Annotated in this window: 33 protein-coding genes; all 33 read right to left on the reverse strand. The window is 68.7% G+C overall.

Annotation, left to right across the window (positions count from 1 at the left end):
* Positions 1 to 64 precede the first annotated feature (64 nt).
* The 33 genes from infA to NMK34_RS27165 all read right to left on the reverse strand — a co-directional run bounded on the left by infA (position 65) and on the right by NMK34_RS27165 (position 24,311).
* Entirely contained in the window at positions 65 to 286 is a 222-nt protein-coding gene (gene infA / locus NMK34_RS27005) for a translation initiation factor IF-1 (protein WP_007073013.1), read from the reverse strand.
* 232 nt (positions 287 to 518) lie between these two features.
* Positions 519 to 1,064 carry a DUF1707 domain-containing protein gene (locus tag NMK34_RS27010; RefSeq protein WP_396883397.1) on the reverse strand — a complete coding sequence of 182 codons (546 nt, stop codon included), beginning with the start codon at positions 1,062 to 1,064 and terminating at the stop codon, positions 519 to 521.
* A 73-nt stretch (positions 1,065 to 1,137) separates the two neighbouring features.
* The gene (gene map / locus NMK34_RS27015; RefSeq protein ID WP_013288617.1) at positions 1,138 to 1,989 is read right to left on the reverse strand and encodes a type I methionyl aminopeptidase; all 852 of its coding nucleotides are present in this window, start codon (positions 1,987 to 1,989) and stop codon (positions 1,138 to 1,140) included.
* A gap of 97 nt (positions 1,990 to 2,086) precedes the next feature.
* Positions 2,087 to 2,740, reverse strand: coding sequence for an adenylate kinase (locus tag NMK34_RS27020; protein ID WP_013288618.1), 654 nt, complete (start codon positions 2,738 to 2,740; stop codon positions 2,087 to 2,089).
* Entirely contained in the window at positions 2,741 to 4,069 is a 1,329-nt protein-coding gene (gene secY / locus NMK34_RS27025) for a preprotein translocase subunit SecY (protein ID WP_194801423.1), read from the reverse strand.
* A gap of 239 nt (positions 4,070 to 4,308) precedes the next feature.
* Positions 4,309 to 4,752: a 50S ribosomal protein L15 gene (gene rplO / locus NMK34_RS27030; RefSeq protein WP_018784561.1), complete on the reverse strand. Its 444-nt coding sequence runs from the start codon at positions 4,750 to 4,752 to the stop codon at positions 4,309 to 4,311.
* Positions 4,752 to 4,934: a 50S ribosomal protein L30 gene (rpmD, locus tag NMK34_RS27035; RefSeq protein ID WP_013473693.1), complete on the reverse strand. Its 183-nt coding sequence runs from the start codon at positions 4,932 to 4,934 to the stop codon at positions 4,752 to 4,754. The genes rplO and rpmD overlap by 1 nt, the downstream gene beginning before the upstream one ends.
* On the reverse strand, positions 4,934 to 5,548 hold the full coding sequence (gene rpsE / locus NMK34_RS27040) for a 30S ribosomal protein S5 (protein WP_088987583.1): 615 nt from the start codon (positions 5,546 to 5,548) through the stop codon (positions 4,934 to 4,936). The genes rpmD and rpsE overlap by 1 nt, the downstream gene beginning before the upstream one ends.
* 33 nt (positions 5,549 to 5,581) lie before the next feature.
* Positions 5,582 to 5,971, reverse strand: coding sequence for a 50S ribosomal protein L18 (rplR, locus tag NMK34_RS27045; RefSeq protein ID WP_030501605.1), 390 nt, complete (start codon positions 5,969 to 5,971; stop codon positions 5,582 to 5,584).
* Positions 5,968 to 6,510, reverse strand: a complete 543-nt coding sequence (gene rplF, locus NMK34_RS27050; protein WP_013288623.1) for a 50S ribosomal protein L6 — start codon at positions 6,508 to 6,510, stop codon at positions 5,968 to 5,970. Before rplF ends, rplR begins: the two co-directional genes overlap by 4 nt.
* Before the next feature lie 16 nt (positions 6,511 to 6,526).
* Positions 6,527 to 6,934, reverse strand: coding sequence for a 30S ribosomal protein S8 (rpsH, locus tag NMK34_RS27055; RefSeq protein WP_013288624.1), 408 nt, complete (start codon positions 6,932 to 6,934; stop codon positions 6,527 to 6,529).
* Between the two features lie 98 nt (positions 6,935 to 7,032).
* Positions 7,033 to 7,218 (reverse strand): type Z 30S ribosomal protein S14, encoded by a 186-nt coding sequence (locus NMK34_RS27060; protein ID WP_007073023.1) that lies wholly within the window; start codon positions 7,216 to 7,218, stop codon positions 7,033 to 7,035.
* Position 7,219: 1 nt separating this feature from the next.
* The gene (gene rplE / locus NMK34_RS27065) at positions 7,220 to 7,789 is read right to left on the reverse strand and encodes a 50S ribosomal protein L5 (protein ID WP_013288625.1); all 570 of its coding nucleotides are present in this window, start codon (positions 7,787 to 7,789) and stop codon (positions 7,220 to 7,222) included.
* A complete protein-coding gene (gene rplX, locus NMK34_RS27070) occupies positions 7,789 to 8,109 on the reverse strand; it encodes a 50S ribosomal protein L24 (RefSeq protein ID WP_013288626.1) in 321 nt (106 codons plus the stop codon). The genes rplE and rplX overlap by 1 nt, the downstream gene beginning before the upstream one ends.
* Positions 8,106 to 8,474 (reverse strand): 50S ribosomal protein L14, encoded by a 369-nt coding sequence (gene rplN / locus NMK34_RS27075; protein WP_007073026.1) that lies wholly within the window; start codon positions 8,472 to 8,474, stop codon positions 8,106 to 8,108. The genes rplX and rplN overlap by 4 nt, the downstream gene beginning before the upstream one ends.
* A gap of 97 nt (positions 8,475 to 8,571) precedes the next feature.
* Positions 8,572 to 8,847, reverse strand: coding sequence for a 30S ribosomal protein S17 (gene rpsQ, locus NMK34_RS27080; RefSeq protein ID WP_030501606.1), 276 nt, complete (start codon positions 8,845 to 8,847; stop codon positions 8,572 to 8,574).
* Positions 8,844 to 9,080 carry a 50S ribosomal protein L29 gene (gene rpmC, locus NMK34_RS27085; protein ID WP_013288628.1) on the reverse strand — a complete coding sequence of 79 codons (237 nt, stop codon included), beginning with the start codon at positions 9,078 to 9,080 and terminating at the stop codon, positions 8,844 to 8,846. The genes rpsQ and rpmC overlap by 4 nt, the downstream gene beginning before the upstream one ends.
* Positions 9,080 to 9,505 (reverse strand): 50S ribosomal protein L16, encoded by a 426-nt coding sequence (rplP, locus tag NMK34_RS27090; protein WP_007465292.1) that lies wholly within the window; start codon positions 9,503 to 9,505, stop codon positions 9,080 to 9,082. Before rplP ends, rpmC begins: the two co-directional genes overlap by 1 nt.
* A 3-nt stretch (positions 9,506 to 9,508) precedes the next feature.
* Entirely contained in the window at positions 9,509 to 10,381 is an 873-nt protein-coding gene (gene rpsC, locus NMK34_RS27095) for a 30S ribosomal protein S3 (protein WP_318335719.1), read from the reverse strand.
* Positions 10,381 to 10,830, reverse strand: a complete 450-nt coding sequence (gene rplV / locus NMK34_RS27100) for a 50S ribosomal protein L22 (protein ID WP_013288630.1) — start codon at positions 10,828 to 10,830, stop codon at positions 10,381 to 10,383. The genes rpsC and rplV overlap by 1 nt, the downstream gene beginning before the upstream one ends.
* Positions 10,831 to 10,870: 40 nt before the next feature.
* Positions 10,871 to 11,152, reverse strand: a complete 282-nt coding sequence (gene rpsS / locus NMK34_RS27105; RefSeq protein ID WP_007073032.1) for a 30S ribosomal protein S19 — start codon at positions 11,150 to 11,152, stop codon at positions 10,871 to 10,873.
* A 12-nt stretch (positions 11,153 to 11,164) separates the two neighbouring features.
* The gene (rplB, locus tag NMK34_RS27110) at positions 11,165 to 12,004 is read right to left on the reverse strand and encodes a 50S ribosomal protein L2 (RefSeq protein WP_013288631.1); all 840 of its coding nucleotides are present in this window, start codon (positions 12,002 to 12,004) and stop codon (positions 11,165 to 11,167) included.
* A 12-nt stretch (positions 12,005 to 12,016) separates the two neighbouring features.
* A complete protein-coding gene (rplW, locus tag NMK34_RS27115) occupies positions 12,017 to 12,319 on the reverse strand; it encodes a 50S ribosomal protein L23 (protein ID WP_013288632.1) in 303 nt (100 codons plus the stop codon).
* Positions 12,316 to 12,981: a 50S ribosomal protein L4 gene (gene rplD, locus NMK34_RS27120; protein WP_135242074.1), complete on the reverse strand. Its 666-nt coding sequence runs from the start codon at positions 12,979 to 12,981 to the stop codon at positions 12,316 to 12,318. Before rplD ends, rplW begins: the two co-directional genes overlap by 4 nt.
* Positions 12,978 to 13,643, reverse strand: coding sequence for a 50S ribosomal protein L3 (gene rplC, locus NMK34_RS27125; RefSeq protein ID WP_013288634.1), 666 nt, complete (start codon positions 13,641 to 13,643; stop codon positions 12,978 to 12,980). Before rplC ends, rplD begins: the two co-directional genes overlap by 4 nt.
* Positions 13,644 to 13,654: 11 nt before the next feature.
* The gene (gene rpsJ / locus NMK34_RS27130; RefSeq protein ID WP_007073037.1) at positions 13,655 to 13,963 is read right to left on the reverse strand and encodes a 30S ribosomal protein S10; all 309 of its coding nucleotides are present in this window, start codon (positions 13,961 to 13,963) and stop codon (positions 13,655 to 13,657) included.
* A 354-nt stretch (positions 13,964 to 14,317) separates the two neighbouring features.
* Positions 14,318 to 15,511, reverse strand: coding sequence for an elongation factor Tu (gene tuf / locus NMK34_RS27135; RefSeq protein WP_013288635.1), 1,194 nt, complete (start codon positions 15,509 to 15,511; stop codon positions 14,318 to 14,320).
* A 223-nt stretch (positions 15,512 to 15,734) separates the two neighbouring features.
* Entirely contained in the window at positions 15,735 to 17,831 is a 2,097-nt protein-coding gene (gene fusA, locus NMK34_RS27140; protein ID WP_194801425.1) for an elongation factor G, read from the reverse strand.
* Between the two features lie 75 nt (positions 17,832 to 17,906).
* Entirely contained in the window at positions 17,907 to 18,377 is a 471-nt protein-coding gene (gene rpsG / locus NMK34_RS27145; protein ID WP_013288637.1) for a 30S ribosomal protein S7, read from the reverse strand.
* Position 18,378: 1 nt separating this feature from the next.
* Entirely contained in the window at positions 18,379 to 18,753 is a 375-nt protein-coding gene (rpsL, locus tag NMK34_RS27150) for a 30S ribosomal protein S12 (RefSeq protein WP_007465318.1), read from the reverse strand.
* 500 nt (positions 18,754 to 19,253) lie between these two features.
* Positions 19,254 to 19,625: a hypothetical protein gene (locus tag NMK34_RS27155; RefSeq protein WP_194801541.1), complete on the reverse strand. Its 372-nt coding sequence runs from the start codon at positions 19,623 to 19,625 to the stop codon at positions 19,254 to 19,256.
* Positions 19,626 to 19,958: 333 nt separating this feature from the next.
* Positions 19,959 to 20,327 carry a hypothetical protein gene (locus NMK34_RS27160; RefSeq protein ID WP_167796934.1) on the reverse strand — a complete coding sequence of 123 codons (369 nt, stop codon included), beginning with the start codon at positions 20,325 to 20,327 and terminating at the stop codon, positions 19,959 to 19,961.
* A gap of 96 nt (positions 20,328 to 20,423) precedes the next feature.
* Positions 20,424 to 24,311 (reverse strand): DNA-directed RNA polymerase subunit beta', encoded by a 3,888-nt coding sequence (locus NMK34_RS27165; RefSeq protein WP_194801427.1) that lies wholly within the window; start codon positions 24,309 to 24,311, stop codon positions 20,424 to 20,426.
* Between the last annotated feature and the right edge of the window lie 73 nt (positions 24,312 to 24,384).

Consider the following 24,384-nt stretch of genomic DNA (forward strand, 5'->3'; position numbering starts at 1 on the left):
GAGCCGCGGCGGTGCGCGATCCGGACGTCGAAGACGGACACGGGTCTCCCGGCCGCCGTCAGGCTTACTTGTAGCGGTAGACGATGCGCCCGCGGGTCAGGTCGTACGGCGAGAGTTCGACGACGACCCGGTCCTCCGGCAGGATGCGGATGTAGTGCTGGCGCATCTTGCCGCTGATGTGAGCGAGCACCTTGTGGCCGTTCGCGAGCTCCACCCGGAACATGGCGTTCGGCAGGGGCTCGATGACCCGACCCTCGATCTCGATTGCTCCGTCTTTTTTCGGCATGTCCTCCGCTGTCCTGACGTCGGTTACTCCGGACGGCCCACAACGTCTTACACGGGTGAACTGACCAAGATCAGGAAACCCGCGCCAGCCGCGGCTCCGACTCCCACCGAAGCGCAGGGTGGGCATGGCGGAGTGGACGCTGTGCGCCGATCAGAAAGTGTACGCCGACCCGCACGTGCTCGCCAAACCGACCGGTGCGACAGTCACCCGGACGGCTCGGATATGACGCAGGTCACGTCTCCGGCAGCTCGCGCTTCGCCTGGCGGCGCGCCTCCCGCTCGACCTGCTTGCGTCGCCGGCGCTCGGCGTCCTTCTCCGGCGCGCCGGACGCCAGCCCCTGGATCGTCTGGTAGAGCACCACAGCGCCCCACGGGCCGAGCACCCAGAGCGGCCAGTAGTCGTCGAACTCGAACTCGCCCTCACCCAGCTGCGAGACGAACCAGATCGCGGTGAGGATCAGGGCCACCTTCAGCCAGGGGCCCCAGACCGCCAGCAGCCAGGCGCTGCGCGCCCCGCTCACGGCCGCGGGGCCCGGGACCGCCACCCCGCCCTCCCCGGCCGCGCGAGGCGCCGGCAGGGGGCGCCCGGCCGGTCCGGTGCCGGGCAGGTCGGTCAGCAGCTCGTCCAGCTCGCCGTAGGTCTTCGACCCGTACGCCCGGCGCAGCCGGTCGTCGTACTCGTGCAGGTCGAGCCGGCCCTCGTTCAACGCCGCCCGGAGTCGCTCCGCGGTGGCGTCACGGTCCGCGTCGGCCGCCCGCATGCGGTTGCGCTCCTCCATGGGAGCAAGCATGTCACCCGATCGCCAGCCCGGCACGGCGTGGCCGGTCATCCGGCACCGCCGAGGGCTTCGATCAGGCCGGGGAGTCCACCGACGTCTGCCGCTTGGTCACCAGGTCGCCCAGACGGGCCCGTCCGCCGTCCTCGGCGGTCAGCACCCACACGCCGTCGTCCAGCAGCGCCATCGAGTGCTCGACGTGCACCGCCATCGACCCGTCCCGGGTCACCACGGTCCAGCCGTCGGACAGCTCGACCGTACGCGGCGAGCCCATCGTGATCATCGGCTCGATGGCGAGCGCCAGGCCCGGCACCAGGCGCGGCCCCTTGCCGGGACGCCCGTGGTTGAGCACGTGCGGGTCCTGGTGCATCTCGGTGCCGATGCCGTGACCGCCGTAGCCGTCGACGATGCCGTACCGGCCGCCCTTGCGGACCGCCGTCTCGACCGCGTGCGAGATGTCGGTGAGCCGGCCCTTGCCGGAGGCCGCCCCGCGCGCCGCGGCGGCGATCCCGGCCCACATGGCGTCCTCGGCCACCGCCGTCATCCTCAGCAGCGCCGGGTCGACCTCGCCGACCGGCACCGTGACCGCCGCGTCGCCGTGCCAGCCGTCCAGCACCGCGCCGCAGTCGATGGAGATCAGGTCGCCCTCGCGCAGCACCTGCTCGGCCGACGGGATGGCGTGCACCACCTGCCGGTTGACCGACGAGCAGATCGACGCCGGGAAGCCGTGGTAGCCCTTGAACGACGGCACGGCGCCCGCCTCGCGGATGGTCGACTCGGCGATCGCGTCCAGGTCGGCCGTCGACACGCCCGGCGCCACCGCCTCCCGCATCCGGCGCAGGGCACGGGCGACGACGAGACCGGCGGCCCGCATCAGCTCGATCTGCTCGGGGGTCTTCAGCTGGATGTCCAGCTGGGGACGGCGCATGGTGGTGGTTACCTTTCGTCACGCGTACGCGGAGCAGCGGGGCACGTCGCACGTACCCCGCTGTTCGCACTCTATCCGCCGGATGGCGGGTGGGACCTCAGCCGCCGTACGAGCGCAGCGCGTCGATGGCGCGGACGGTGACGTCCTCCACCGGGCCGGTCGCGTCGATGCCGACCAGCTTGCCCTGGGCGCCGTAGTAGTCCACGAGCGGCGCGGTCTTCTCGGCGTACTCCCGCAGCCGGGCGGCGATGGTCTCCGGCTTGTCGTCGTCGCGCTGGAACAGCTCGGCGCCGCAGCGGTCGCAGACGCCCTCCCGGCTCGGCGAGTCGAACTCGACGTGCCAGATCTTGCCGCAGCCGCGGCAGGTGCGCCGGCCGGACAGCCGCCGGATCACCTCGTCGTCGTCGACGACGAGCTCCAGCACCAGGTCCAGCGCGGTGCCGAGGTCGGCGAGGAGCTTGTCCAGCGCGGCGGCCTGCGGAGTGGTCCGCGGGAAGCCGTCGAGGAGGAAGCCCTCGCTCGCGTCCGGCTCGGCGAGCCGGTCCCGCACCATGTTGATGGTGACCTCGTCCGGGACCAGCTTGCCGGCGTCCATGTATCGCTTGGCCTCGACCCCCAGCGGCGTGCCCTGGGAGACGTTCGCCCGGAAGATGTCACCGGTCGAGATCTTCGGCACCGAGAGGTGCGCGGCGACGAACTCCGCCTGTGTGCCCTTGCCCGCGCCCGGCGGACCAACCAGAACGAGTCGCATCTACCGCAGGAACCCTTCGTAGTTCCGCTGCATGAGTTGGCTCTCGATCTGCTTCACGGTCTCCAGACCGACGCCGACCATGATGAGCACAGCGGTGCCGCCGAACGGAAAGTTCTGGAACTGCTGGTTGTCGAGCCAGATGAAGAAGAAGTTCGGCAGGATCGCGACGATGCCCAGGTAGAGCGCGCCCGGCAGGGTGATCCGGCTGAGGATGAAGTCGAGGTACTCGGCGGTCGGCTTGCCGGGGCGGATGCCCGGCACGAAGCCGCCGTACTTCTTCATGTTGTCCGCGACCTCGGTCGGGTTGAACGTGATCGACACGTAGAAGTACGTGAAGAAGATGATCAGCAGGAAGTAGATCGCGATGTGCTCCGGCGCGCTCGCCTTCACGATGTGGTTCTGGATCCACGCCTGGACCTTGCCCGGGTCGTTCTGATCGAAGAACTGGAGCGCGAGCTGCGGCAGGTAGAGCAGCGACGAGGCGAAGATGACCGGGATGACACCCGCCTGGTTCACCTTCAGCGGGATGTAGGTCGACGTCCCGCCGTACATCCGCCGGCCGATCATGCGCTTGGCGTACTGCACCGGGATGCGGCGCTGCGCCTGCTCGATGAAGGTGACAGCGGTGATGACCAGCAGCACCAGGGCGATGACGAGGAGGAACATCCCCCAGCCCTTTGTGGTCTTGATCTTCCAGCCCTCGCTGGGGAGCCGGGCCGCGATCGAGGTGAAGATCAGCACGGACATGCCGTTGCCGACGCCCCGGTCGGTGATCAGCTCACCGAGCCACATCACCACGCCGGTGCCGGCGGTCATCGTCATGACCAGGATCGTCAGGGTCAGCCAGTCCGGGATGCCGGTGCCCTGGGGCACGATCGGGAACTGGTCGCACTGGTTGTTGAACAGCTGCCCGGAGCGGGCCAGCGCCACGAACGCCGAGGACTGGAGGATGCCCAGGCCCAGCGTCAGGTAGCGGGTGTACTGCGTGATCTTGGCCTGTCCGGCCTGGCCCTCCTTGCGGAGCTGCTCCAGGCGCGGGATCACCACCGTCAGCAGCTGCAGGATGATCGACGCGGTGATGTAGGGCATGATGCCCAGCGCGAAGACCGAGAGCTGGAGCAGCGCGCCACCGGAGAAGAGATCCAGCAGGTTGAGCACACCGGTGCTGCCACCCTGGATCGTGTCGAGGCACTTCTGCACGTTGCCGTACGAGACGCCCGGGCTGGGCAGCGTGGCGCCCAGCCGGTAGACCGCGATGATGCCTACTGTGAACAGCAGCTTCTTGCGCAGGTCAGGCGTACGGAACGCACTGAGAAAGGCGGACAGCAACTTCTTCCTCCTGCGCGACGCGGGCCGCCGGTGAACGAGTCCCTGGCGGGGCGGGGTGTGGTGCCGGACGGAGTGTCCGGAATCCATGGCTGGGAACGGACTCTAACAGCCCGGTCCCGGTCCGGGCAGATGTGCCCGGCTACATAAACCGAATCCGATGTTACCCGGCGCACACGTCGCCGGTAGACCATGGCGCCCGCCCAGTTGCGAACAACTGAGCGGGCGCCATGAACATCGTCTTACAGCTCGGTGACCGAGCCACCGGCGGCGGTGATCTTCTCCTTGGCCGACGCGCTGAACGCGTGCGCCGACACCTGGAGGGACACGCCGCCGAGGTCGCCGGTGCCGAGCACCTTGACCGGGTGGCCCTTGCGGACCGCACCGGCCTCGACCAGCTCGACCGGGCCGACCTGGCCGCCGTTCGGGAACAGCTCGGCCAGCCGGTCCAGGTTGACCACCTGGAACACGACCTTGAACTTGTTCTTGAAGCCCTTCATCTTCGGCAGGCGCATGTGGATGGGCATCTGCCCACCCTCGAACGCCGGCGAGATGTTCTTGCGGGCCTTGGAACCCTTGGTACCGCGACCGGCCGTCTTGCCCTTCGAGCCCTCACCGCGACCCACACGGGTCTTGTCGGTCTTGGCGCCGGGAGCCGGACGCAGGTGGTGCACCTTGATCGTCATTACTCGACCTCCTCGACCTTCACGAGGTGGTTGACCGTGAAGATCATGCCGCGGATCTCCGGCCGGTCCTCCTTGACCACCACGTCGTTGATCCGCTTGAGACCGAGGGAACGCAGCGAGTCACGCTGGTTCTTCTTGGTCCCGATCTCGGACCGGACCTGGGTGACCTTCAGGCGTGCCATCAGGACGCCACCCCCGCCCGTGACGCCAGCATGGCGGCCGGCGCGACGTCCTCGACCGGCAGACCACGACGGGCCGCGACCTGCTCCGGGGACTCGAGCCCCTTCAGGGCCGCCACCGTGGCGTGCACGATGTTGATCGGGTTGGACGAGCCGAGGCTCTTGGAGAGCACGTCGTGGATGCCCGCGCACTCCAGCACGGCACGCACCGGGCCACCGGCGATGACGCCCGTACCGGCGGAGGCCGGCTTGAGCAGCACCACACCGGCCGCGTCCTCGCCCTGCACCGGGTGCGGGATCGAGGCGCCGATGCGCGGCACCTTGAAGAAGTGCTTCTTGGCCTCCTCGACACCCTTGGCGATCGCCGCGGGCACCTCCTTGGCCTTTCCGTAGCCCACACCGACGGTGCCGTCGCCGTCGCCCACGATCACCAGGGCGGTGAAGCTGAAGCGACGACCACCCTTCACGACCTTGGCGACGCGGTTGATCGCGACGACCCGCTCGAGGTGCGGGGTCTTCTCGACGGGCGCGTTTCCGCGGCCGCCCTCACGGCGGTTGTCGCGGCGACCACCCTCGTTGCCACCGGACCCGCCGCCACGGCGCTGTTGACCTGGCATCAGCAGCCTTCCTTCTCTCTCGTGACGGGGTTTCTAGAACTCGAGCCCGGCTTCGCGGGCGGCGTCGGCAAGCGCGGCGACACGCCCCGCGTACCGGTTGCCACCGCGGTCGAAGACGACCTTCGAGACGCCGGCGGCCTTGGCGCGCTCGGCGAGCAGGGCGCCGACCTTGCCGGCCAGGGCGCTCTTGTCGCCCTCGGCGCCGCGCAGCGAGGCGTCCATGGTCGAGGCCGACGCCAGGGTGTGACCCTTGGTGTCGTCGACGACCTGGGCCACCATGTGCCGCAGGGAGCGGGTGACGACCAGGCGGGGACGCTCGGCGGTGCCGCTGACGTTCTTGCGGACCCGGAAGTGCCGACGCGCACGCCCGACGGCACGCTTGGCGGCGACGCCGCGGCGGCGCTTGAGCAGCGTGGCGCTCACTTCTTACCTGCCTTTCCAGCCTTGCGGCGGATGACCTCGCCCTGGTACTTCACGCCCTTGCCCTTGTAGGGCTCCGGCGGACGGATCTTCCGGATGTTGGCGGCGACCTCGCCGACCTGCTGCTTGTCGATGCCGGCCACGTGGAACAGCGTCGGCTTCTCGACCGTGAAGGTGATGCCCTCCGGCGCCGGCACCAGGACCGGGTGCGAGAACCCGAGCGCGAACTCGAGGTCCTTGCCCTTGGCGGTCACGCGGTAACCGGTACCGGCGATCTCCAGGCTCTTGCGGTAGCCCTCGGTGACACCGACGATCATGTTGGCCACCAGCGTACGGCTCAGGCCGTGCAGCTCCTTGGCCTTGCGCTCGTCGTTGGGCCGGTTGACGTGCAGCTCGCCGTCCTCGCCCCGCTCCGCCGTGATCGGCTCGGCCAGCACGTGGCTCAGTTCGCCCTTGGGGCCCTTGACCTTGACGGTCCGGCCGTCGATCGTGATGTCGACGCCGGCAGGCACCGGGATCGACTTACGTCCAATACGCGACATTTCTACCTGTCTCCCGTTACCAGACGAAGGCGAGGACTTCCCCGCCAACGCTCCGCTTGCGGGCCTGCCGGTCGGTGAGCAGCCCCTGGGACGTCGAAATGATCGCCACGCCCAGCCCGCCGAGCACCCGCGGGAGCCCGTCCGACTTGGCGTACACCCGGAGACCGGGCTTGGACACGCGCTTGATGCCGGCCAGGCTCCGCTCGCGGTTCTGGCCGTACTTCAGCTCGACGACCAGTCGCTTGCCGACGGCGCCCTCCTCGGGCTCCTCGACCGACCAGGTGGCGATGTAACCCTCGGCCTTGAGGACCTCGGCGATGTTCGCCTTGATCTTCGAGTAGGGCATCGTCACCCGGTCGTGGTACGCCTGGTTGGCGTTACGCAGACGCGTGAGCATGTCTGCGATCGGGTCGGTCATCGTCATGAAAACTCGTCAACCTTTCTCGCCGGGGTTCCCCGGGCCAGGCCCGGGGCCTACGGCGAAGAGACAGTTCAGCTGACGCGCCGGAGCGCGCCGGGCTATTACCAGGAAGCCTTGGACACGCCGGGCAGCTCACCGCGGTGGGCCATCTCCCGGATGCACACCCGGCAGAGACCGAACTTGCGGTAGACCGCCTTCGGACGCCCGCACCGCTGGCAGCGGGTGTACGCGCGAACCGAGAACTTCGGCTTCGCGGCCGCCTTGAGGATCAGCGCCTTCTTGGCCATCTCAGTTCTCCTTGAACGGGAAGCCCAGGAGCTTGAGCAGCGCCCGGCCCTCGTCGTCGGTCGTGGCGGTCGTGACCACCGTGATGTCCATGCCCCGCTGGCGATCGATCTTGTCCTGGTCGATCTCGTGGAACACCGACTGCTCGGTCAGGCCGAACGTGTAGTTGCCGTGCCCGTCGAGCTTGCGCCCGTCCAGGCCGCGGAAGTCACGGATACGCGGCAGCGCGATCGAGAGCAGCCGGTCCAGGAACTCCCACATCCGGTCGCCGCGCAGGGTGACCTTCGCGCCGATCGGCATGCCCTCGCGGAGCTTGAACTGCGCGATGGACTTGGTGGCCCGCCGGACCTGCGGCTTCTGGCCGGTGATGGTGGCCAGGTCGCGGACGGCCCCGTCGATCAGCTTGGCGTCGCGAGCGGCCTCGCCGACACCCATGTTGACGACGATCTTGACCAGCCGCGGCACCTGCATCGGGTTGGCGAACTCGAACTGCTTCTGCAGCTCGCCCACGATCTCGTTGCGGTACCGCTCCTTGAGGCGCGGCAGGGTCTTGGTTTCGGTAGCCGTGGTCATCAGAGGTCCTTACCGGTGCTACGCGCGATGCGGACCTTCTGGCCGTTGTCGTCGATCCGGTAGCCGACGCGGGTCGGCTTGCCGTCGGAGTCCAGGACCATCACGTTCGAGACGTGGATCGGGGCCTCCTGGGTGACGATGCCACCGGTCTTGGCGCCACGCTGGGTGGTGCTGATGCGGGTGTGCTTCTTGACCCGGTTCACGCCCTCGACCAGGACCTTGTCCTGCCGCGGGTAGGCCGCGATGACCTTGCCCTTGGCACCCTTGTCCTTGCCGGCGATGACGACGACCGTGTCGCCCTTCTTGACCTTCACGGTCACAACACCTCCGGCGCGAGAGAGATGATCTTCATGAACCGCTTGTCCCGCAGCTCCCGGCCCACCGGGCCGAAGATGCGGGTACCGCGCGGGTCCCCGCCGTCCTTGATGATGACGGCGGCGTTCTCGTCGAAGCGGATGTACGACCCGTCCGGCCGCCGCTTCTCCTTGGCGGTCCGAACGACGACGGCCTTGACGACGTCGCCCTTCTTCACGCCGGCACCGGGGATCGCGTCCTTGACGGTCGCCACGATGACGTCGCCGATGCTCGCGTAGCGCCGACCGGAGCCACCGAGCACCCGGATGCACAGGATCTCCCGGGCACCCGTGTTGTCGGCGACGCGCAGTCGCGACTCCTGCTGAATCACGTCTATCTCCTATGTCTGCCGGTTCTCCGGCCGCTCGGGGCGGCCGGAGCCTGGCGGAACCTGCGCCCGACCGAGACCGGCCGAGCTCGAGCCTTCGCTACTTGGCCTTCTCGAGGATCTCCACGAGCCGCCAGCGCTTGGTGGCGGACAGCGGCCGGGTCTCCATGATCAGGACCCGGTCGCCGATGCCGGCCGAGTTCTGCTCGTCGTGGACCTTCAGCTTGCTCGTACGGCGCATGATCTTGCCGTACAGCGCGTGCTTGACGCGGTCCTCGACCTCGACCACGACGGTCTTGTCCATCTTGTCGCTGACCACGAGGCCCTCGCGAACCTTGCGGCGGGCCCGCGCGGGGGCGGTGGTGTTCTCACTCATGATGCAGTCACCTCAGTCGGCGCGGCCGAGAGACCCAGCTCACGCTCACGCATGATCGTGTAGATCCGGGCGATCTCCCGACGGATGACCTGCAGCCGCCGGTTGTTGTCCAGCTGCCCGGTTGCGGCCTGCACGCGGAGGTTGAACAGCTCCGCCTTCGCCTCGCGCAACTTCGTGACCAGCTCCTCCTCGGAGAGCTCACGCAGCTCGGAGGGCTTGACGCCCGCTGCCATCAGGATTCACCCACTTCGCGCGTAACAATGCGGCACTTCATCGGGAGCTTGTGGATCGCGCGACGCATCGCCTCTCGCGCGATCTGCTCGTTGGGGAAGGACATCTCGAAGAGGACCCGCCCCGGCTTCACGTTGGCGACCCACCACTCGGGCGAACCCTTACCGGAACCCATCCGGGTCTCGGCCGGCTTCTTGGTGAGGGCCTGGTCCGGGAAGATCGTGATCCAGACCTTGCCGCCACGCTTGATGTGACGGGTCATCGCGATACGCGCCGACTCGATCTGGCGGTTGGTCACGTACGCCGGCTCGAGAGCCTGGATCCCGAACTCGCCGAACACCACCCGGTTACCACCCTTGGACGCGCCACTGCGGTCCGGGTGGTGCGGCTTGCGGAAGCCCTTCGGGGGCTTGCGCGGCATCAGCATCTGTCAGCCCTCCTGCTGCTGTTCTGCCGGCTGGGTCGCGGCTGCCGCCACGGCGCCGGCGTCGACCGGGTCACCGGCCGGCGTCTCCGCCTGCTGCGCGATGGTGGTCGCGGCAGCCCGGCCGGCCTCGGTGCCACCGGCGGTCGTACCGGACGAGCCCGAGCGGCCACGGCGCGGCCGGTCCGGCCGGTCGCCACGGTCACGGCGCGGGCCGCGCGACGGGGCGGCCTCGGCCGGGGCCTCGCGGCCCGGGACGGCGTCGCCCTTGTAGATCCAGACCTTCACGCCGATCCGGCCGAAGGTGGTACGGGCCTCGAAGAAGCCGTACTCGATGTTGGCCCGCAGCGTGTGCAGCGGAACCCGGCCCTCGCGGTAGAACTCGGTCCGGCTCATCTCGGCGCCGCCCAGACGGCCCGAGACCTGAACCCGGATGCCCTTGCAGGCGGGGTTCTTCATGGCGGACTGCATCGCCTTGCGCATGGCCCGGCGGAAGCTGACCCGGCTGGACAGCTGCTCGGCGACGCCCTGGGCGACCAGCTGCGCGTCCGACTCGGGGTTCTTCACCTCGATGATGTTCAGCTGGACCTGCTTGCCGGTGAGCTTCTCCAGCTCGCCGCGGATCCGGTCGGCCTCCGCACCCTTACGGCCGATGACGATGCCCGGCCGGGCGGTGTGGATGTCGACGCGGACCCGGTCACGGGTGCGCTCGATGTCGACCTTGGAGATGCCGGCGCGCTCGAGGCCCTTGGACATCATCCGGCGGATCTTGACGTCCTCGCCGATGTAGTCCTTGTAGAGCTTGTCCGCGAACCAGCGGGACTTCCAGTCGGTCGAGATGCCGAGCCGGAACCCGGTCGGGTGAACCTTCTGACCCATTACTCGGCACCCTCCGTCGTGCTCTGCTCCTCAGCGGCCGGCTTGGCCGGAGCGGCCTTCTTCGCCGACTTCTTCGGCGTGGCCGCCGCGACCGCCTCGACCGCCACGGTGATGTGGCACGTGCGCTTGCGGATCCGGTACGCCCGGCCCTGCGCCCGCGGCCGGAACCGCTTCATGGTCGGGCCCTCGTCGACGAACGCCTCGCTGACGAGCAGCGCGTCGGGGTCCAGCCGCTCGTTGTTCTCCGCGTTGGCGATCGCGCTCGCGAGCACCTTGTACACCTGCTCGCTCGCAGCCTGCGGCGCGAACTGCAGCACCGTGAGCGCCTCCTTCGCGGGCAGGCCGCGGACGAGGTTGACCACCCGGCGCGCCTTCATCGGCGAGATGCGCACGTGCCGCGCAACCGCCCGCGCGCCCGGAAGCACCGGAGCGTCGCCCTTTCCTGGCATCGCTGTAACCCCTTGTTCCTCTATCCGTATGCCCGCGGCGTCAGCGCCGGCGGCTCTTCCGGTCGTCCTTCTCGTGACCCTTGAACGTGCGGGTCAGCGCGAACTCGCCGAGCTTGTGCCCGACCATGGCCTCGGTCACGAAGACCGGGACGTGCTTGCGTCCGTCGTGCACGGCGATCGTGTGACCCAGCATCTCCGGGATGATCGTCGAGCGGCGCGACCAGGTCTTGATGACGTTCTTCGAGCCCTTGTCGTTCTGCGTCTCCACCTTCTTGAGCAGGTGGTCGTCGACGAACGGGCCCTTCTTCAGGCTGCGAGGCATGTCTTATCTCCCTCAGCCGCGCTTACGCGTGGCGTAGCGGCGGCGGACGATCAGCCGGTCGCTCGGCTGGCCCTTACGACGGGTGCGGCCCTCGGGCTTACCCTGCGGGTTGACCGGGTGGCGACCACCGGAGGTCTTACCCTCACCACCACCGTGCGGGTGGTCGACCGGGTTCATCGCGACACCACGGACGGTCGGGCGCTTGCCCTTCCACCGCATACGGCCGGCCTTACCCCAGTTGATGTTCGACTGGTCGGCGTTGCCGATCTCGCCGATGCTGGCGCGGCAGCGCACGTCCACACGCCGGATCTCACCGGACGGCATACGCAGGGTCGCGTACGCGCCCTCACGGCCGAGCAGCTGGATGCCGACGCCGGCCGAGCGGGCCAGCTTGGCGCCGCCACCCGGACGCAGCTCCACGTTGTGGATGGTGGTACCGACCGGGATGTTGCGCAGCGGCAGGTTGTTACCCGGCTTGATGTCGGCGCCCGGACCGGACTCGACGCGGTCGCCCTGCTTCAGGTCCTTCGGCGCGATGATGTAGCGCTTCTCGCCGTCGGCGTAGTGCAGCAGCGCGATGCGCGCGGTGCGGTTCGGGTCGTACTCGATGTGAGCGACCTTCGCCGGCACGCCGTCCTTGTCGACCCGCTTGAAGTCGATCAGACGGTACTGGCGCTTGTGGCCGCCACCGTGGTGCCGCGTGGTGATCCGGCCGTGGGCGTTGCGTCCGCCCTTCTTCGGCAGCGGAGCCAGCAGCGACTTCTCGGGCGTCGACCGGGTGATCTCGGCGAAGTCGGCAACGCTCGAGCCACGCCGGCCCGGCGTCGTCGGCTTGTACTTACGGATAGCCATTGTCTACACCCCTCAGCTGACCGGGCCGCCGAAGGCCTCGATACGGTCACCGTCAGCCAGCTTCACCATCGCGCGCTTGGTGTCCTTGCGCTTGCCGAACCCGGTACGGGTCCGCTTGCGCTTGCCCTCGCGGTTGAGCGTGTTGACCGTCAGGACGCGGACGTTGAAGATCTGCTGGATAGCGATCTTGATCTCGGTCTTGTTGGCGTCCGGGTGCACCAGGAAGGTGTACCAGTTGCGGTTCAGCTCGCTGTAGCTCTTCTCCGAGACGACCGGCGCGACGATGACGTCACGCGGATCGGCGATCGTGCTCACTTGCCATCCTCCTCGGTGGTCTCGGCGGGAACGCCCAGGAACTCGTCCAGGGCCTCCTTGGTGAAGACCACGTCGTCGGCCACCAGCACGTCGTAGGTGTTGAGCTGGCCGGCCTCGATCAGGTGCACCCGGCTGTCCCGCGCGTTGCGCAGGTTCCGCAGCGACACCCAGTTCAGCTCGTCGGTGCTGCTCAGCACGACCAGGACCCGACGGGCCTCGGTGAGCTTGGTCAGCGTGGCCAGGGCCGCCTTGGTGGACGGCTTCTCGCCGGAGACGAACGCCTCGACGACGTGCACCTGGCCGGCGCGGGCCCGGTCGGAGAGGGCGCCACGCAGGGCGGCGGCCTTCATCTTCTTCGGGGTGCGCTGGCTGTAGTCGCGCGGCACCGGGCCGTGGACCACGCCACCGCCGGCGAACTGCGGCGCGCGGGTCGAGCCCTGGCGGGCACGACCGGTGCCCTTCTGCTTGTACGGCTTCTTGCCTCCACCGGAGACCTCGCCGCGGGTCTTCGTCTTGTGCGTACCCTGACGGGCCGCCGCGAGCTGGGCCACCACGACCTGGTGCATCAGGGCGATGTTGGCCTGCGCGTCGAAGATGTCGGCCGGCAGCTCGACGGAGCCGCTCTTGGCGCCTTCGACGTTGATGACGTCAACGGTGGTCACTTGGCCGCACCGCCCTTCTTCACCTTCGCCTTGGCCGCAGTGCGGACCAGGACCAGCGCGCCCTTCGGGCCGGGGATGGCGCCGCGGACGAGCAGGAGGTTGTTCTCGGTGTCGACCGCCTGGACGGTCAGGTTCTGGACGGTGTAGCGCACGCCACCCATCCGGCCCGCCATCCGGGTGCCCTTGAAGACGCGACCCGGGGTCGCGCAGGCGCCGATCGAGCCGGGCGAGCGGTGCTTGCGCTCGACACCGTGGCTGGCACGCAGACCGTGGAAGCCGTGCCGCTTCATCGGGCCGGCGTAGCCCTTGCCCTTGGTCTTGCCGGTCACGTCGATCACGACGCCGGCCGGGAACTCCTCGACCGTGACCTCCTGGCCCGGCGCGTAGTCCGCGGCGTCGGAGGTGCGCAGCTCGACGATGTGCCGACGCGGCGCGACGTCCGCCTTGGCGTAGTGCCCGGCGATCGGCTTCTTGACCTTGCGCGGGTCGATGACCCCGTACGCCAGCTGGACCGCGGAGTAGCCGTCCTTGTCGGCGCTACGAACCTGGCTCACGACGCACGGGCCGGCCTGAACCACGGTCACGGGCACAACCTTGTTGTTGTCCCAGACCTGGGTCATGCCGAGCTTGGCGCCCAGGATCCCCTTGACTTGCCTGTCCATTTGTCCGGTCCCTACAGCTTGATCTCGATGTCGACGCCAGCCGGCAGGTCGAGGCGCATGAGCGAGTCGACCGTCTTCGGGGTCGGGTCGATGATGTCGATCAGACGCTTGTGCGTACGCATCTCGAAGTGCTCGCGCGAGTCCTTGTACTTGTGCGGCGAGCGGATGACGCAGAAACGGTTGATCTCCGTGGGCAGCGGCACCGGGCCAGCGACCTGCGCCCCGGTACGCGTCACCGTCTCGACGATCTTCCGAGCCGAGGAGTCGACGACCTCGTGGTCATAGGCCTTGAGCCGGATGCGGATCTTCTGTCCCGCCATGGTGGCTTCTGTTCCTTCTCTCGATGCCGCTGTGTTGCGGGCGCCTGTACCGGCTGGCACAGGCCCACTTCCGCCGACCCCCGCGGTCGGGCGTGTCGCGCCCGTGGGCCAGGCTCCGCCCCGGGACTCCGGAGCGATTCTCTGACCACGCGGTGGGTCATGGCGCCGATCGCGGGACCGCGACCTGGACGCCGCGCGAGGGTGGTTGACCGCCGATGGCGATCAACCACCCTACGCGAGACAGCCTGACTCCCGGAGGTCCAGCGTTAACCGGACGCAGGCGACCGACTGTCGTTACGCAACCTGACTAGTATGCCGCACGACCGGCGGCGACGCTAATCGGGGTTACCCAGCTCACTTGATGATCTTGGTGACGCGACCCGCGCCGACCGTACGACCACCCTCGCGGATCGCGAACTTCAGGTTCTCCTCCATGGCGATGGGCTGGATCAGCTTCACCGTCATCGAGGTGTTGTCGCCCGGCATGACCATCTCGGTGCCCTCGGGCAGCGTGACGACGCCGGTGACGTCCGTGGTCCGGAAGTAGAACTGCGGGCGGTAGTTCTGGAAGAACGGGGTGTGCCGGCCGCCCTCCTCCTTGGAGAGGATGTAGACCGTCGCCTCGAACTCCGTGTGCGGGGTCGTGGTGCCCGGCTTGATGACGACCATGCCGCGCTCGACGTCCTCGCGCTTGATGCCGCGCAGCAGCAGACCGACGTTCTCACCCGCGCGGGCCTCGTCGAGCAGCTTGCGGAACATCTCGATGCCGGTGCAGGTGGTCTTCATCGACTTCTCGCGGATGCCGACGATCTCCACCTCCTCGTTCGGCTTGAGGATGCCGCGCTCGGCGCGACCGGTGACCACGGTGCCGCGACCGGTGATCGTGAAGACGTCCTCGATGGGCATGAGGAACGGCTTCTCGGTCTCGCGCTCCGGCTGCGGGATCGCGGTGTCCACGGCGTTCATCAGGTCCAGGAGCTTCCCGGTCCACTCCGGGTCGCCCTCGAGGGCCTTCAGCGCCGAGACCCGGACGACCGGCAGGTCGTCACCCGGGTACTCCTGCGAGGAGAGCAGCTCACGGACCTCGAGCTCGACGAGCTCGAGGAGCTCCTCGTCGTCGACCATGTCGCTCTTGTTGAGCGCCACGACGATGTACGGCACACCGACCTGACGGGCCAGCAGCACGTGCTCGCGGGTCTGCGGCATCGGGCCGTCGGTCGCCGCCACCACCAGGATCGCGCCGTCCATCTGCGCGGCACCGGTGATCATGTTCTTGATGTAGTCGGCGTGACCGGGGCAGTCGACGTGCGCGTAGTGACGCGCCTCGGTCTGGTACTCGACGTGCGCGATGGAGATCGTGATGCCGCGGGCCTTCTCCTCCGGCGCCTTGTCGATCTCGTCGAACGGCGTGTACGGGTTCAGGTCCGGGTACTGGTCGTGCAGGACCTTGGTGATGGCCGCCGTCAGCGTCGTCTTACCGTGGTCGATGTGACCAATGGTGCCGATGTTGACGTGCGGCTTAGTCCGCTCGAACTTCGCCTTCGCCACTGGTGTCCTCCTGTGGACTTTCTTGGTTCGTTCGCCCCGGCGCGCCGTTCGGCGCTTAGGACTCTGTCGACAGCCTTTCCGGCCGGAAGGCCGGAGAGCTTTTGTGGGTTCTGCGGCGATGAAGCCTACAGGCCCGGTCTCACGCAACCCGATCGAGGTGGCCGCGGGCGGGAGAACCCTCCCGCGACCGCCCTCGCGTCATCGGATCAGCCGATGGTGAGTGTCACTCACCCGTCGACTTGGCGATGATCTCCTTGGCCACCGAGGCCGGAACCTCGGCGTAGGAGTCGAACTGCATGCTGTAGCTAGCCCGGCCCTGGGTCTTCGACCGCAGGTCGCCGACGTAGCCGAACATCTCCGACAGCGGCACCAGAGCCCGGACGACGCGAGCGCCGCTGCGCTCCTCCATCGCCTGGATGATGCCACGCCGGGAGTTGAGGTCGCCGATGACGTCACCCATGTTCTCCTCCGGAGTGGTGACCTCAACGGCCATCATCGGCTCGAGGAGAGCGGGGTCGGCCTTGCGGGCCGCCTCCTTCATCGCCATCGAGCCGGCGATCTTGAACGCCATCTCCGACGAGTCGACCTCGTGGTACTGGCCGTCCACCAGGGTGAGCTTGACGCCCACCAGGGGGAAGCCGGCGAGGATGCCGTACTGCATGGCGTCCTGCGCACCCGCGTCCACCGAGGGGATGAACTCCCGGGGGATGCGGCCACCGGTCACCGCGTTGGCGAACTCGTACGTCGGGGCGTCGTTGCCCAGCGGCAGCGGCTCCACGCTGATGATCACGCGGGCGTACTGGCCGGAACCACCGGTCTGCTTCTTGTGGGTGTACTCGACCTTCTCCACCTTGCGGCGGATGGTCTCGCGGTACGCCACCTGCGGCTTACCGATGTTCGCCTCGACGTTGAACTCGCGGCGCATCCGGTCGACCAGGATGTCCAGGTGCAGCTCGCCCATACCGGAGATGACCGTCTGACCGGTCTGGTCGTCCAGCTTGACGCGGAAGGTCGGGTCCTCCTCGGCCAGCCGCTGGATGGCGGTGCTGAGCTTCTCCTGGTCGGCCTTGGTCTTCGGCTCGATGGCCACCTCGATGACCGGCTCCGGGAAGGTCATCGACTCCAAAATGACCGGGTTCGCCGGGTCGCACAGCGTGTCACCGGTGGTGGTCTGCTTCAGACCCTGCACCGCGATGATGTCGCCGGCCTGGGCGGAGCTGCGCTCCTCCCGCTTGTTGGCGTGCATCTGGTAGATCTTGCCGATCCGCTCCTTGCGGTCCTTGGTGGAGTTGATCACCTGAGAACCGGACTCGAGCGTGCCGGAGTAGATCCGGACGTACGTCAGCTTGCCGAGGTGCTTGTCGGTCTGGATCTTGAAGGCCAGGCCGGAGAACGGCTCGGAGACCGAGGGCTTCCGCTGCAGCGGGGTCTCGCCGTCGGTGGCCGTACCCTCGATCGCCGGGATGTCCAGCGGCGAGGGCAGGTACGCGACGACCGCGTCCAGCATCGGCTGGATGCCCTTGTTCTTGAAGGCGGTACCGGTGAGGACCGGGTTGGCCTTGCCGGCGATGGTGGCCCGGCGGATGGCGGCCTTGATCTCGTCGACCGAGATCTCCTCGCCCTCGAGGTACTTCTCCATCACCGAGTCGTCGACGTCGGCGAGGGTCTCCATCAGCTTCTCGCGCCACTCGGCGGCCGAGTCGGCGAGGTCGGCCGGGATGTCCTCGACCGCGTAGTCCTCACCCTTCTGGGTCTCGCCGCGCCAGGTCAGCGCACGCATCTCGACCAGGTCGACCACGCCGATGAAGTCGGACTCGGCGCCGATCGGGATCTGGAGGACCAGCGGCGTGGCGTTGAGCCGGTCGATCATCATCTGCACGCAGCGGAAGAAGTCGGCGCCGGTCCGGTCGAGCTTGTTGACGAAGCACATCCGGGGGACGTTGTACTTGTCCGCCTGCCGCCAGACGTTCTCCGTCTGGGGCTCCACGCCGGCCACGCCGTCGTAGACCGCGACCGCACCGTCCAGAACACGCAGCGACCGCTCGACCTCGACCGTGAAGTCGACGTGGCCGGGCGTGTCGATGATCTGGATCGTGTGGCCCTTCCACTCGCACTTGGTGGCGGCGGAAGTGATGGTGATACCGCGCTCCTGCTCCTGCTCCATCCAGTCCATGACGGCGGCGCCCTCGTGGACCTCACCGATCTTGTACGTGATGCCGGTGTAGAACAGGATTCGCTCGGTGGTAGTGGTCTTACCGGCATCGATGTGGGCCATGATGCCGATGTTGCGTACGTTGGCGAGCGCGTCTGCGGCGGCCACTTCAATCCCTACTTATCGTCGTCTCGACACAACTGGTGGCGGTTCCGGCGCCGGTGGGCGCCGGAACCTCAGGTGTTACCAGCGGTAGTGCGCGAAGGCCTTGTTGGACTCGGCCATCTTGTGCGTGTCCTCACGCCGCTTGACGGCGGCGCCGAGGCCGTTGCTCGCGTCCAGCAGCTCGTTCATCAGCCGCTCGACCATGGTCTTCTCGCGCCGCGCCCGGGAGTAGGTCACCAGCCAGCGCAGACCGAGCGTGGTCGCGCGGGACGGCCGGACCTCGACCGGAACCTGGTAGGTGGCGCCACCGACACGGCGGCTGCGCACCTCGAGGGTCGGCTTGACGTTGTCCATCGCGCGCTTGAGCGTGACGACGGGGTCGGTGCCGGACTTCTCGCGGCAGCCCTCCAGGGCGGCGTACACGATGCGCTCGGCGAGCTGACGCTTGCCGCGCAGCAGGATCTTGTTCACCAGCTGGGTGACCAGGGGCGAGTTGTACACCGGGTCAGCGACCAGCGGCTTCCGCGGAGCGGGTCCCTTACGCGGCATGTCAGCTCTTCTCCTTCTTCGCGCCGTAGCGGCTGCGAGCCTGCTTGCGGTTGCGGACACCCTGGGTGTCCAGCGAACCGCGCACGATCTTGTACCGCACGCCCGGGAGGTCCTTCACACGACCGCCGCGCACGAGCACGATCGAGTGCTCCTGGAGGTTGTGGCCGACGCCCGGGATGTAGGCGGTCACCTCGATCTGGCTGCTGAGCTTGACACGAGCGACCTTGCGCAGCGCCGAGTTCGGCTTCTTCGGGGTGGTGGTGTACACACGGGTGCACACGCCGCGCCGCTGGGGAGACCCCTTGAGCGCCGGGGTCTTGGTCTTGGTCGTCTTGGCCTGACGGCCCTTTCGGACCAACTGCTGAATGGTGGGCACCGGGTTTCTCCGCTCCCTTCGGCCGCTGCGAGGCGACCGCGCCGTCTGCTCCAGCCGTCCGGATGGGCGGCTCTCCTACATTCCAACCAGGGCCGCCTGACGGCTCCCCAGCACCCGCGGTCGGGCGTGTCGCCCGAGTCACGGTTCCGGTGCCGGCCGCTGACGCGTCGTACCGGATCTTCTGGTCTTGGTGGTGCGACCGCGCGATCACCGGCTGACCGGTTCCAGCGCACGCACGCATTGCCCGGGCGGGCCCGGGCACAAGGGGAAAGAGTACCTACCACAGCCGCGCCGGTCAAAACGGATGGGCCGGGAAGGACCGCTGTGCGGTCCGCCGCCCGGTCTCCGGGTCGCCGATGCGCCGGTGATGGGCACCTACAGTGACGAGTGTACCGGCTCGTCCGCCGCGCGACCCGGCGGCCCCGACACCGCCCGGCCTTCGGGCACCCGGACAAACCGCACGACCCAGGTCACCGGCCGCAGGCGTCGCAGACGCGACGTCACGTGATCTGCACCACGAGGGCCAGCGCGAGCCCGATCAGGCCGAACAGCAGGCCCGCCGCCCCGCAGGAGATCCCCGCCACGGCAAGGCCGGCGCCGGTGAAACGCACCGACGGCGGCGGCGCCGGCCGCCGGATCTGCCGCCGGGCGAGCAGCCCGGCCACCATCGCGCCGACGCCGATCAGCCCGCCGAGCACGGTGAACGCGCCCGCCGCCCAGGCGCCGCCGACGTTGCGGCCGGCCAGGCCGAAGCACAACACCAGCAGCGACACCCCGATCGCGGCGATGCCTGCGACGAGCGACCCGATGGCCAGGCCCGAGGTGACCGGCGGCACGTCGAGGTGCACCACGCCGAACGGCGTGCCCGGCACCGCGTCGACCCGCTTCGGCGGCCGCGGTGTCTCAGCCGGCGGAGGCGGAAGCGCCGGCCCGCCGTGCGGACCCCAGCCGCCGTGGCCGGGCACACTCCCCGGCGCCGGCCACCCGCCGCCGTGCACCGGCTGACTCCCCGGGTACGGCCCGTGCGCCGGCGCGGACGCCGGACCCGGCGGGTACGGCCCGGGGCGGGTCGGGTCGCCTCCCGGCGCGGCCGGTTCCGTCACGGGATCCTCCTGTCCACACGCCCGCCGCGCGGCGGACACCGGCCAGGCTACCGCCGCCGATCATCGCGAGGTGGGCGGGCGCGGGCCCGCTCCCCCACCGGGTCAGTCGAAGTTCGGCGCGAAGTCGTGGCCGAACGAGGCGTCCGCGGCCCGGACCACGCCGATCACCACCGCCGCGACCACCGCGGCGGCGGTCAGCACCAGGCCGGTCCGCGCCATCTGCTCGCCACGCCGCAGCCAGTCCGCGCCGGTGAGATAACCACCCGACGCGTACGCCTCCCGGCGGGCCTGCCGGGCGAGCACGAGCGCGATGGTGGCCGGCACCGCCCCGCCGATGAAGAACCCGGTGAGCGCGCCGATCAGCCCGAGCGCGAAGACGGCGCGGGCCTTCGTGGAGCGGACCGGTTCCGGATCGTGCGGATGGCGGTACGCCTGCGGCACGACGGGCGCCTGCCCGGGCACGGTCGTCATGCCCCCATCATGCCCCGGATCCGGTCCCCCGGTCCCGGCACTCCGGACGCGACGAGGCCCCCGGCGGATGCCGGGGGCCTCGTCGTTGCCTACTGCTTAGCGGTACGACCCGAAGTCGAAGTCGTCCAGCGGAACCGCCTGGCCGCTGGCCGGCCCGAAGCCGTAGTCGGTCTCCGGGTAGCCGGTCATCGAGTAGACCTTGGCCTTCGCCTCCTCGGTCGGCTCGACCCGGACGTTGCGGTACTTGCTGATGCCCGTACCGGCCGGGATGAGCTTTCCGATGATCACGTTCTCCTTGAGGCCGATCAGCGAGTCGCTGCGGGCGTGGATCGCCGCGTCCGTCAGCACCCGGGTGGTCTCCTGGAAGGAGGCCGCCGACAGCCAGGAGTCAGTGGCCAGCGAGGCCTTGGTGATACCCATCAGCACCGGGCGACCGGCGGCGGGCTCGCCACCCTCGCCGACGAGCCGGCGGTTCTCCGACTCGAACAGCGCCCGGTCGACCAGCACACCCGGCAGGAACTCGGTCGAGCCGGAGTCGATGACCGTCACCCGCTTGAGCATCTGGCGGATGATGATCTCGATGTGCTTGTCGTGGATGAGCACACCCTGCGAGCGGTAGACCTCCTGGACCTCCTGGGTCAGGTGGACCTGGACCGCGCGCGGGCCGAGGATGCGCAGCAGCTCGTGCGGGTCGATGGTGCCCTCGGTGAGCTTCTCGCCGACCTCGACGTGGTCGCCGTCGTGCGCCCGGAGCCGGACCCGCTTCGAGATCTTGTCGTAGACGATCTCGTCGCTGCCGTCGTCCGGGATGACCACGATCTTGCGGGACCGCTCGCCGTCCTCGATCCGGATGCGACCCGGGGTGTCGGCGATGGGCGCCTTACCCTTCGGCACCCGGGCCTCGAAGATCTCCTGGACACGGGGCAGACCCTGGGTGATGTCCTCACCCGCGACACCACCGGTGTGGAAGGTACGCATCGTCAGCTGCGTACCCGGCTCACCGATCGACTGGGCGGCGATGATGCCGACCGCCTCGCCGACGTCCACGGTCTTGCCGGTCGGCAGCGAGCGGCCGTAGCACGCACCGCAGACGCCCAGCTTCGACTCGCAGGTGAGCACGCTGCGCACCCGCACCGTCTCCACGCCGGCGGCGACGATCGCGTCGACCCCGATGGAGTTGATGTCCTGGCCGCGGTGGGCCACCACGGTGCCGTCCGGGCCCTTGATGTCGTCGGCGAGCGTCCGGGCGTGCACGCTGGTCTCGGCGTGCTCGTGCACGACCAGCTTGCCGTCGATGCGCTCACCGATCTGCATCGGGATGGCACGGTCGGTGCCGCAGTCCTCCTCGCGGATGATGACGTCCTGCGAGACGTCCACCAGACGCCGGGTCAGGTAACCCGAGTCGGCGGTACGCAGGGCGGTGTCCGCGAGACCCTTACGGGCACCGTGCGTGGAGATGAAGTACTCCAGCACGGACAGACCCTCCCGGTAGCTGGCCTTGATCGGCCGCGGGATGATCTCGCCCTTCGGGTTGGCCACCAGACCACGGATCGCCGCGATCTGCCGGAGCTGGAGCAGGTTACCGCGGGCACCCGAGTTGATCATCTTCCACAGCGGGTTCTCCTGCGGCAGCGCGGTGTCCATCTCCTTGGCGACCTCGTTCGTCGCCTTGGTCCAGATCTCGATGAGCTCGCCGCGGCGCTCCTCGGCGGTCATCAGACCACGCTGGTACTGCTTGTCGATCCGGTCGGCTTCCTTCTCGTACCGCTCCAGGATCTCCCGCTTGCGCGGCGGAGCGATGACGTCCTCCATGCCGATGGTGACGCCGGACCAGGTGGCCCAGTGGAAACCGGCCTCCTTGAGCCCGTCCAGGGTGGCCGCCAGGGCCACCTTCGGGAAGCGCTCGGCGAGGTCGTTGACGATCGCGGAGAGCTGGCCCTTGCGGATCTCGTAGTTCACGAAGCGGTAGCCCGGGGGCAGCGTCTCGTTGAACAGGACCCGGCCCAGCGTGGTCTCCACGGTCACCGGCTCGCCCTCGGTCCACCCCTCGGGGGCGGTCCACGGCTCGGCGCCGGCGCCGTTGTCCACACCGACCACGTCGCGCAGCCGGATCCGGACCGGAGCCTGCAGGTGCAGCTCGCCGTTGTCGTACGCCATCCGCGCCTCGGCGTCCGAGCTGAACGCCCGGCCCTCGCCCTTGCCACCCGGAGTGAGGTGGGTCAGGTGGTAGAGACCGATGACCATGTCCTGGGTGGGCATGGTGACCGGCTTGCCGTCGGCCGGCTTGAGGATGTTGTTCGACGACAGCATCAGGATCCGCGCCTCGGCCTGGGCCTCGGCGGACAGCGGCACGTGGACCGCCATCTGGTCACCGTCGAAGTCGGCGTTGAACGCGGTGCAGACCAGCGGGTGGATCTGGATGGCCTTGCCCTCGACCAGCTGCGGCTCGAAGGCCTGGATGCCCAGACGGTGCAGGGTCGGCGCGCGGTTCAGCAGCACCGGGTGCTCGCCGATGACCTCTTCCAGCACGTCCCACACGACCGGCCGCTGCCGCTCGACCATCCGCTTGGCGGACTTGATGTTCTGCGCGTGGTTGAGGTCGACCAGCCGCTTCATCACGAACGGCTTGAACAGCTCCAGCGCCATCTGCTTGGGCAGGCCGCACTGGTGCAGCTTGAGCTTCGGGCCGACCACGATGACCGAACGGCCGGAGTAGTCGACGCGCTTGCCCAGCAGGTTCTGGCGGAACCGGCCCTGCTTGCCCTTGAGCATGTCGGACAGCGACTTCAACGGCCGGTTACCCGGGCCGGTGACCGGACGACCACGACGGCCGTTGTCGAACAGCGCGTCGACGGCCTCCTGGAGCATCCGCTTCTCGTTGTTGACGATGATCTCGGGCGCGCCGAGGTCGATCAGCCGCTTGAGGCGGTTGTTCCGGTTGATCACACGCCGGTACAGGTCGTTCAGGTCGGAGGTCGCGAAGCGGCCACCGTCGAGCTGCACCATCGGGCGCAGGTCCGGCGGGATGACCGGGACGCAGTCCAGCACCATGCCGAGCGGCGAGTTGCGGGTGTTCTGGAACGCCGCGACGACCTTCAGCCGCTTGAGCGCCCGGATCTTCCGCTGGCCCTTGCCGGAGCGGATGGTCTCGCGCAGGTTCTCCGCCTCGGCCTCCAGGTCCATGTTCTGGACCAGGGCCTTGATCGCCTCGGCGCCCATGCTGCCGGTGAAGTACTCACCGAAGCGGTCGCGCAGCTCGCGGTAGAGCAGCTCGTCGGTGACCAGCTGCTTCGGCTCCAGCTTGCGGAAGGTGTCGAGAACCTCGTCGAGGCGGTCGATCTCGCGCTGGGCCCGGTCGCGGATCTGGCGCATCTCGCGCTCTCCGCCCTCCTTGACCTTGCGCCGGACGTCCGCCTTCGCGCCCTCGGCCTCCAGCTCGGCCAGGTCGGCCTCCAGCTTGGCGGCCCGCTTCTCGATCTCCGAGTCGCGGCTGTTCTCGGCCTGCCGCTTCTCGGCCAGGATCTCGTTCTCGATGGTCGAGAGGTCGCGGTGACGCGCTTCGGCGTCCACGCTCGTCACGACGTACGAGGCGAAGTAGATGATCTTCTCGAGGTCCTTCGGGGCGAGGTCCAGCAGGTAGCCCAGCCGGCTCGGCACGCCCTTGAAGTACCAGATGTGGGTCACCGGAGCGGCCAGCTCGATGTGACCCATCCGCTCCCGGCGAACCTTGGAGCGGGTCACCTCGACGCCGCAGCGCTCGCAGATGATGCCCTTGAAGCGGACCCGCTTGTACTTACCGCAGTAGCACTCCCAGTCCCGCTGCGGACCGAAGATCTTCTCGCAGAAGAGCCCGTCCTTCTCCGGCTTGAGGGTGCGGTAGTTGATGGTCTCGGGCTTCTTGACCTCGCCGTGGGACCACTGACGGATGTCGTCAGCGGTGGCGAGGCCGATGCGCAGCTCGTCGAAGAAGTTGACGTCGAGCACTATGTCCCCTATGTCGTCGTCTTTACAGCTAGATCATGGGCGGGGTCGGGGGCCGGCCGGCCCGCGTCGGGAT

The organism is Micromonospora sp. BRA006-A, assembly GCF_033433935.1.
In the GTDB taxonomy this organism is placed as follows: domain Bacteria; phylum Actinomycetota; class Actinomycetes; order Mycobacteriales; family Micromonosporaceae; genus Micromonospora; species Micromonospora aurantiaca.

Bases quoted from the DNA above. Each gene is read 5' to 3' on its own strand.
- infA (WP_007073013.1), bottom strand. From the start codon at position 286: ATGCCGAAAAAAGACGGAGCAATCGAGATCGAGGGTCGGGTCATCGAG.
- NMK34_RS27010 (WP_396883397.1), bottom strand. From the start codon at position 1,064: ATGGAGGAGCGCAACCGCATGCGGGCGGCCGACGCGGACCGTGACGCC.
- map (WP_013288617.1), bottom strand. From the start codon at position 1,989: ATGCGCCGTCCCCAGCTGGACATCCAGCTGAAGACCCCCGAGCAGATC.
- NMK34_RS27020 (WP_013288618.1), bottom strand. From the start codon at position 2,740: ATGCGACTCGTTCTGGTTGGTCCGCCGGGCGCGGGCAAGGGCACACAG.
- rplO (WP_018784561.1), bottom strand. From the start codon at position 4,752: ATGACGATCAAGGTGCACCACCTGCGTCCGGCTCCCGGCGCCAAGACC.
- rpmD (WP_013473693.1), bottom strand. From the start codon at position 4,934: ATGGCACGCCTGAAGGTCACCCAGGTCCGGTCCGAGATCGGGACCAAG.
- rpsE (WP_088987583.1), bottom strand. From the start codon at position 5,548: ATGCCAGGTCAACAGCGCCGTGGCGGCGGGTCCGGTGGCAACGAGGGT.
- rplF (WP_013288623.1), bottom strand. From the start codon at position 6,510: ATGTCGCGTATTGGACGTAAGTCGATCCCGGTGCCTGCCGGCGTCGAC.
- rpsH (WP_013288624.1), bottom strand. From the start codon at position 6,934: ATGACGATGACCGACCCGATCGCAGACATGCTCACGCGTCTGCGTAAC.
- NMK34_RS27060 (WP_007073023.1), bottom strand. From the start codon at position 7,218: ATGGCCAAGAAGGCGCTGATCCTCAAGGCGGCCGCGAAGCCGAAGTTC.
- rplE (WP_013288625.1), bottom strand. From the start codon at position 7,789: ATGACCACGGCTACCGAAACCAAGACCCTGCCGCGCCTCAAGGAGCGG.
- rpsQ (WP_030501606.1), bottom strand. From the start codon at position 8,847: ATGAGTGAGAACACCACCGCCCCCGCGCGGGCCCGCCGCAAGGTTCGC.
- rpmC (WP_013288628.1), bottom strand. From the start codon at position 9,080: ATGGCAGCGGGCGTCAAGCCCTCCGAGCTGCGTGAGCTCTCCGAGGAG.
- rplP (WP_007465292.1), bottom strand. From the start codon at position 9,505: ATGCTGATGCCGCGCAAGCCCCCGAAGGGCTTCCGCAAGCCGCACCAC.
- rpsC (WP_318335719.1), bottom strand. From the start codon at position 10,381: ATGGGTCAGAAGGTTCACCCGACCGGGTTCCGGCTCGGCATCTCGACC.
- rplV (WP_013288630.1), bottom strand. From the start codon at position 10,830: ATGCCAGGAAAGGGCGACGCTCCGGTGCTTCCGGGCGCGCGGGCGGTT.
- rpsS (WP_007073032.1), bottom strand. From the start codon at position 11,152: ATGCCTCGCAGCCTGAAGAAGGGCCCGTTCGTCGACGACCACCTGCTC.
- rplB (WP_013288631.1), bottom strand. From the start codon at position 12,004: ATGGCTATCCGTAAGTACAAGCCGACGACGCCGGGCCGGCGTGGCTCG.
- rplC (WP_013288634.1), bottom strand. From the start codon at position 13,643: ATGGACAGGCAAGTCAAGGGGATCCTGGGCGCCAAGCTCGGCATGACC.
- rpsJ (WP_007073037.1), bottom strand. From the start codon at position 13,963: ATGGCGGGACAGAAGATCCGCATCCGGCTCAAGGCCTATGACCACGAG.
- rpsG (WP_013288637.1), bottom strand. From the start codon at position 18,377: ATGCCGCGTAAGGGACCCGCTCCGCGGAAGCCGCTGGTCGCTGACCCG.
- NMK34_RS27160 (WP_167796934.1), bottom strand. From the start codon at position 20,327: ATGACGACCGTGCCCGGGCAGGCGCCCGTCGTGCCGCAGGCGTACCGC.